11 protein-coding genes are annotated in these 4,489 nt (G+C 38.7%); all 11 read right to left on the bottom strand.

The features are described from left to right. Nucleotides 1–351: 351 nt before the first annotated feature. A complete protein-coding gene (locus M0R38_12980; protein MCK9482648.1) occupies nt 352–663 on the bottom strand; it encodes a hypothetical protein in 312 nt (103 codons plus the stop codon). Continuing rightward, entirely contained in the window at nt 656–1,315 is a 660-nt protein-coding gene (locus tag M0R38_12975; GenBank protein MCK9482647.1) for an ERF family protein, read from the bottom strand. Before M0R38_12975 ends, M0R38_12980 begins: the two co-directional genes overlap by 8 nt. A 28-nt stretch (nt 1,316–1,343) precedes the next feature. Further along, nucleotides 1,344–1,523, bottom strand: a complete 180-nt coding sequence (locus tag M0R38_12970; GenBank protein MCK9482646.1) for a helix-turn-helix domain-containing protein — start codon at nt 1,521–1,523, stop codon at nt 1,344–1,346. A 35-nt stretch (nt 1,524–1,558) separates the two neighbouring features. Next, complete coding sequence (locus tag M0R38_12965) at nt 1,559–2,053, bottom strand: hypothetical protein (protein MCK9482645.1); 495 nt, start codon at nt 2,051–2,053, stop codon at nt 1,559–1,561. After that, entirely contained in the window at nt 2,038–2,625 is a 588-nt protein-coding gene (locus M0R38_12960) for a hypothetical protein (protein ID MCK9482644.1), read from the bottom strand. The genes M0R38_12965 and M0R38_12960 overlap by 16 nt, the downstream gene beginning before the upstream one ends. Then, nucleotides 2,615–2,788: a hypothetical protein gene (locus M0R38_12955; protein ID MCK9482643.1), complete on the bottom strand. Its 174-nt coding sequence runs from the start codon at nt 2,786–2,788 to the stop codon at nt 2,615–2,617. The genes M0R38_12960 and M0R38_12955 overlap by 11 nt, the downstream gene beginning before the upstream one ends. Continuing rightward, entirely contained in the window at nt 2,769–2,993 is a 225-nt protein-coding gene (locus M0R38_12950) for a hypothetical protein (GenBank protein MCK9482642.1), read from the bottom strand. Before M0R38_12950 ends, M0R38_12955 begins: the two co-directional genes overlap by 20 nt. 293 nt (nt 2,994–3,286) lie before the next feature. Further along, nucleotides 3,287–3,568: a hypothetical protein gene (locus M0R38_12945; GenBank protein ID MCK9482641.1), complete on the bottom strand. Its 282-nt coding sequence runs from the start codon at nt 3,566–3,568 to the stop codon at nt 3,287–3,289. Continuing rightward, nucleotides 3,565–3,747 carry a hypothetical protein gene (locus M0R38_12940; protein MCK9482640.1) on the bottom strand — a complete coding sequence of 61 codons (183 nt, stop codon included), beginning with the start codon at nt 3,745–3,747 and terminating at the stop codon, nt 3,565–3,567. The genes M0R38_12945 and M0R38_12940 overlap by 4 nt, the downstream gene beginning before the upstream one ends. A 1-nt stretch (nt 3,748) precedes the next feature. Then, nucleotides 3,749–4,081, bottom strand: a complete 333-nt coding sequence (locus M0R38_12935; GenBank protein MCK9482639.1) for a hypothetical protein — start codon at nt 4,079–4,081, stop codon at nt 3,749–3,751. Further along, entirely contained in the window at nt 4,068–4,313 is a 246-nt protein-coding gene (locus M0R38_12930; protein ID MCK9482638.1) for a hypothetical protein, read from the bottom strand. The genes M0R38_12935 and M0R38_12930 overlap by 14 nt, the downstream gene beginning before the upstream one ends. Between the last annotated feature and the right edge of the window lie 176 nt (nt 4,314–4,489).

The raw sequence follows: 4,489 nt of genomic DNA, 5'->3' as shown, positions 1-4,489 counted from the left end.
TAAAAATAGCCTTAACCAGTCCACCCTCATTCTTTCGAATGTATCCACAGGGTAACCAGTTAAGGCTTTCCATTTTCTTTTCAGAAAGTGGGCAAAGTGGATAAATCTGCTCACTCTCTGAACCTACCTTTATACTACTCAATATCCTCTGTAATGTCAACTTCTAAGTAGTAATTTGCGTACCTGACACTATTGCCATATCTGTCAACAGCTTGTATCATCTCTTTTTGAATGTCGTGACCTTTTGCTCGTAAGTTGAATATTATACTCGATAGCCTAGTGACTCCGAATTGAGAAAAAGCGACCTGCGAGCTAAGCCAACGACCTTTTTGTTACCATTCTAATATTAGTTTAGTTTTGTTCATATCCTAACCCCTTTAATATCTCTAACATATTTTGATCGCCTGCCATCTCCTCAAAAACCTCCCTCCAATTGCTTGTACTCGCCTTTGCGTTACATTTCAGCGAACAAGTTGCTACTAAGTTTATGGGGTGGTGAATTATCTCCTCACCCCATTTTTTTAAGTTAGCTTTCGACTGTCTAAGCCTATGTGCCATTTGCATTTGTCCGAATGACATTGAAACTCCACATATTTCGCAACGACCTTGAGAACGTTCATAAAGCTTTAGCCTTGTGTCAAAAATTTCTAAACTTTTACGCACCCTCTAACCCCTTAATGTAGTTTTGGACACTACTATAAAAATCACGAATATCTAAATACTTTTGATTGTCGTCTGGTTGCTTTTTCAGCTCGTTAAAGTGGTCTTTCATCACGTCTAAATCTTCAATTAAAATGCGTTTTTCATTAGCTTTGAGATAAGCCTCCGTCATTTTTATTGCTTTGTCGATTTTGTCGTTTTCAACATTAGTTTGAGCTTTTGGTGGTGCTTTAGTCTGGTTTTTAGGTGGTTTTTTATCACCATCTGGATTGCCGTCTGTGTCTTCTTCTCCTGCAATCCCCAAGATAGAAGTCAACATATAACGTCTAGCGTAAGTTATACTAGCACCCATTTGTTGAACGTCATTCGCCCCTGAAACTTTTGCTAAAGGTAACACCATTGTGCTTTCAATATACTCGCCTGACTGGTGCATAAGCCTTGTAGTGACCGTTACCATTCCTTCGTGGTTGCCGACAAACTGGTTAATGCTAAAGTGATGTTTAGCTAAGATTGGTCTTGCTACGTCTAAAATTTCATTAAGAGGCGCGTAATTGTAGCCATACCCTTTCTTACTGTTCGTTGCGTTTTTCATCTCTGCCATTAAATCAGGGAGAGCTTTCGCAATTTCTTTCCCTATTGTTCCTTGATTTACCATATTTAACTCCTTTTATAGTAAATTTTAACTACTCAAAGCACTCTAATATCTCTTGCCCAAAAACTGCGATAAGAGTTATTAGTTTGTCGAGTTGGGGCTTTGATTTCCCAACCTCCCATCTGTAAATTGTCATTTCTGAAACATTAGCCATCTTAGCCATCTTTTTTCTAGAAATGAACCGTTTTTCCCTAAATTCTTTTAATGTCATATATCCCCCTTATATAAATATAACACACTTTAACATTATTGTATAGCCTTTCCACTTGAAACCCAATACATTTCAGGTTCATTTTTGTCGTTATATCGAACCAACCACAAATCTTGAAATGAACAAAAGTCTAGTATGGTGTCAATAACCATTTGAGCCTGTTCACTTGTTGCAAAAGCTAGACTCATAGGCTCTTCGTGTCCATCTATCTCGTTGAAAGTTGTGGGATAACCACGAGAGCCAACTGCCATTCGTTTCATTGCGTCTTTTACATATTCAGTTGCCTGACCCTTGCCCATTGTTTCTAAGTATCCCAGTTGTTCAGCAATTAAAGCACAACTGCCGTGTATTAAATTGTTCTCACTTCGTGGACCCGTAGAACGCTGTTTTTGGGGGGTTCCAACGTGTAGATGTATCCAACCCCCTTTTTTGCCCAATAATTGCTCTATGGACTCCCTATAGCCCTCTGGTAGCAAGACAGTAAGGGAGTTGCCTTCTACAACAACCTTATTTGTCACCAAACTGACCATAACAGTCTGTCCTCCTCTGTAATTTCTGCATTGTACTTTTCTGCCCAATCTTCGATAGTATCAAAACCCTTGTACTCTTTGCCGTCAACAACTAATCGCCACTCCGACCAAGGTGCGTAAAAATCAGGTTGCCAAAAACTCTGCCAAGGTATCCCCAAATATTCAACTAAGGGTTGCAGTCCAATATATGGCACAACGTCAAAAGCGAAACACAAGTCTAAGCCTTTGTCGACAATCCTATGAACTCGATCAAAACTAATCTCCCCTTTTTCTAAAACTGCCAACAACCTGCCTGAATGTATAAATTGATGGCAAGAATGACACAATGCTACAGCCTCTTTGTACACAGCTTTTCCTGTTGCAAAATCAATGTCGTAGTACTCGTGAGCCTCTAGCCAGTTGTGGAACTCTGCGTCTTGTAAGTGAACTCCACAACTTGCACACTTTGACTCTTGTTTAGCTATGGCGTCTGCCCTCTCGTTTTTCCACCAAGTAGCACCAAAGATTGTTCTAGGTGCTAGACCGTGTAAAGGTTTTGGGATATTGGGGTGAGCTAAAATTTCAGGTTTCATTTTCTACCCTCTCTATTATATCGTGTAGCACTTCAATTGAAAGCAAGTCGTAAATATCAATGTCACCCACAAACACGTTTGTAACCTCTGCCCGACCGTCTGCGTCAATTATGGCGTGAACATCTAGCTCTATTTTATTGTATTTAATTTGAAACAGTTTCAACTAAAACCTCCTTCAATTCTTTAACCGAATTTATCGGTATGATTGTATCACTTTTCTCAACATAGAAAGGGGCTGATTGCCCCTTAAAAATTGAGATGTTGCCGACCTTAACCTTTCCTTTTGTTGCTAGTGAAAGTAACTTGCCTAAACTCATATTTAACTCCTTTCTAATTCCTTCTATATATAATATAACAAATATTAACATTGTTGTCAACAAGTTTGTTATAAATATTTCACTAAATAAAATAAAACCCCTCCGGAGAGGGGAAAAAGGAGTTAAACTTTTTTGAAGGAGGTTATTTATGTACTACTTTAGTGTAGTAGTAGTCTTGATTATCTTGATAAACTTCCCAACGTTCAATAGTAGTCATTGCTTTGATTAGGTTCTCACTTAAAACTCTAAATTGCTGTAGAATATCATCATCTGTGAGCCTTGTTAGCTCTGGTCGAGTGGGAGGGGCTATATTATCGGAAAAGAGTACAAAGTCTTTTGTTGACCTACAACTTATTAAAATCATCAATAGCAGTATTGATAACATCAGTAAGCTCTTTTTCATCTTTTGCCCCCTTTATTTTATCAGCTTTTACGACCTCTTTGTCTGTGAGCTTTTTGTCTTGCTCTCTAATATCTTCGCTTGCTTTTGTTAAAGCAGTCTTTGATACAAGCTCCTGTTCCTTTTTGCGTATATCGGCTTTTTGCTTGGATATCTTTTTACCCTGTAAACTTACAAGTCCTAAAAGCAGTCCAATAACTGCCCCTAAAATTCCTAATATGTTCATTTTTTGTACTTCTCTACTGCACTATTTGCTCCAATACTAGCAATCAATGAGATATAAAGTGGTGCAAAGCCTTTCAAAAAATTGGTGTAGCTTTCCATTAGAAACTGTGGAACGAACGCACCAACACAACCGACCACAAAGGCGACCGTTAACATTATTAAAGTCAGTTTCTTTGCCATATCATTCTCCTACAAAAAGACCTTTGTCTTTCTTTTGTTTAGTATATTCGTCCAGTTGCTTTTTTGCAAGGGTAAGCTCTTTTTTTACTTCTATGGAGTTTCCGTTGAGAACACCTTTCTCATGTAATGCATCTACGAGCAGGGAAAGCACTTTCATGATACCGCTCATACTAGAGGATAAGATAACTAATTCTTCCGCTTGTCGATTGTTCACTTTGCAAAGCTCCTTTACTTGATCGTGCTTCGTGTAATGTCGAATAATAATCGTGTTTACTATTCCACCGCCACCCAAGACCACTAGCAATAGTGGCAATACTTCTCTAAAAAATTCCATGTCGTACTCCAAGAACTAAAATTATCCCCATGATAATACCGATACCATCGGCTATCAAATCACCAAACATCATTTTTCTAAACTCGCTCCACCCTATTTTTTTGCCGTACTTGAACCAATCATACATCTCCTTGCCTATTGCAAACACAATGCCAAGAGGCCACCAGATTGATGCTAGGAAGAATGAATAGAGAAAGTGGAGTGCTTTGTCACTGGTCAATAGTTTCAACATTCAACAACTCCTCTACCTCTACTCTCCACAACATCGGCACATCTTCAATTTTCCACGCCTCACCTGTTAATGTATTCATCTCGTTATTCGTTATCTTCTGTGCATACAGTTTCGCCATATTGTCCTCCAGCGATTTGCGCAAGCTCAAGGAGTGCATCCTCAAGTTGTTGATTTTT

This window comes from Bacteroidia bacterium (genome assembly GCA_023228875.1).
Classification (GTDB): Bacteria; Bacteroidota; Bacteroidia; order NS11-12g; family UBA955; genus JALOAG01.
Note: the sequence above shows the minus strand (reverse complement) of the source record. Positions and strands in the feature narration are given on the sequence as shown.